General features: G+C 61.6%; 3 protein-coding genes. All 3 read right to left on the bottom strand.

Annotated elements, in window-relative coordinates; translation table 11 throughout:
• On the bottom strand, positions 1-242 hold a 242-nt coding region (gene rplW, locus AB4Y84_RS21145; RefSeq protein ID WP_442250874.1), incomplete at its 3' end, for a 50S ribosomal protein L23.
• Positions 239-859: a 50S ribosomal protein L4 gene (gene rplD / locus AB4Y84_RS21150; protein WP_442250875.1), complete on the bottom strand. Its 621-nt coding sequence runs from the start codon at positions 857-859 to the stop codon at positions 239-241. The genes rplW and rplD, both read right to left, overlap by 4 nt.
• A gap of 4 nt (positions 860-863) precedes the next feature.
• On the bottom strand, positions 864-1514 hold the full coding sequence (gene rplC, locus AB4Y84_RS21155; RefSeq protein ID WP_003803812.1) for a 50S ribosomal protein L3: 651 nt from the start codon (positions 1512-1514) through the stop codon (positions 864-866).
• Between the last annotated feature and the right edge of the window lie 93 nt (positions 1515-1607).

A 1607-nucleotide genomic window follows, 5' to 3' on the forward strand; every position in this document is an offset into this window, starting at 1 on the left:
GTGTTCTTGCGGGTACCCCATCCGAATTTGGTGCGCTTGCGCTTACCGGCACGGTTGATGGTGTTGATCGATTCGACCTTGACGGAGAAAATCTTCTCCACGGCCAGCTTGATCTCGGTCTTGTTCGAGCGGGGGTCCACCAGGAAGGTGTACTTGCCCTCGTCGATCAGGCCGTAGCTCTTTTCCGAGACGACGGGTGCAAGCACGACGTCGCGCGGGTCTTTGATGGTGGCTGCGCTCACTTGGCATCCTCCTCGTTCTTTGCAGCCTTGTCAGCAACGAATGCTTCGTAGGCAGCCTTGGTGAAGACTACGTCGTCAGAAACGAGCACGTCGTAGGTGTTCAGCTGGTCTGCGTACAGAACGTGAACATCCTGGAGGTTGCGCACGGAGAGTGCAGCAACATCGTTGGCGCGGTCGATGACAACGAGCAGGTTCTTGCGCTCGGAGACGCCACGCAGCGTTGCCAGTGCTTCACGGGCGGACGGCTTGGTGCCGGCGACCAGTTCAGCGATGACGTGGATGCGGCCGTTACGGGCGCGGTCAGAGAGTGCGCCGCGCAGTGCAGCAGCAATCATCTTCTTGGGGGTGCGCTGGCTGTAGTCACGCGGCGTCGGGCCGTGGACAACGCCACCACCGGTCATGTGAGGAGCACGGATTGAACCCTGACGGGCGCGGCCGGTGCCCTTCTGCTTGAACGGCTTGCGACCTGCACCGGAAACCTCGGCGCGGGTCTTGGTCTTGTGGGTACCCTGGCGAGCAGCAGCGAGCTGTGCAACGACGACCTGGTGCAGCAGCGGCACGTTGGTCTGTACGTCGAAGATCTCTGCGGGCAGGTCAACCTTGACAGTGCTAGTCATTGAACTAGGCTCCCTTCACGGCGGTGCGTACGAGTACGACCTGGCCGCGGGCGCCGGGGACGGCACCCTTGATCAGGAGCAGCGACTTCTCGACGTCAACCGCGTGGACCGTGAGGTTCAGCGTGGTGTGACGAACGGCGCCCATGCGGCCGGCCATTTTCATGCCCTTGAAGACGCGGCTCGGGGTGGATGCGCCACCGATTGAACCGGGCTTACGGTGGTTCTTGTGGGCACCGTGGGAAGCTCCAACGCCGTGGAAGCCGTGACGCTTCATAACACCGGCGAAGCCCTTACCCTTGGTGGTGCCAACGACGTCGATCTTCTGGCCGGCTTCGAAGAGCTCAACGGAGAGCTCCTGGCCCAGCTCGTAAGAGTCAGCATCTGCAGTGCGCAGTTCTACGACGTGGCGGCGAGGCGTGACGCCTGCCTTTTCAAAGTGACCAGCCAGCGGCTTGGTGACCTTGCGGGGGTCGATCTGGCCGTAGCCGATCTGAACGGCGACGTAGCCATCAGTCTCTGCGTTGCGCAGCTGGGTGATGACGTTTGAGTCAGCCTGGACCACAGTGACGGGGATGAGCTTGTTGTTCTCGTCCCAGACCTGGGTCATGCCGAGCTTCGTGCCCAGCAGGCCCTTTACGTTACGGGTTGCGGTCATAGTCTCTCAGCACCTCCCTACAGCTTGATTTCGATGTTCACGTCGGCCGGCAGGTCGAGACGCATGAGCGAGTCAACAGCCTTGGGCGTGGGA

Source organism: Stenotrophomonas sp. 2YAF22 (assembly GCF_052114665.1).
Classification (GTDB): Bacteria; Pseudomonadota; Gammaproteobacteria; order Xanthomonadales; family Xanthomonadaceae; genus Stenotrophomonas; species Stenotrophomonas indicatrix.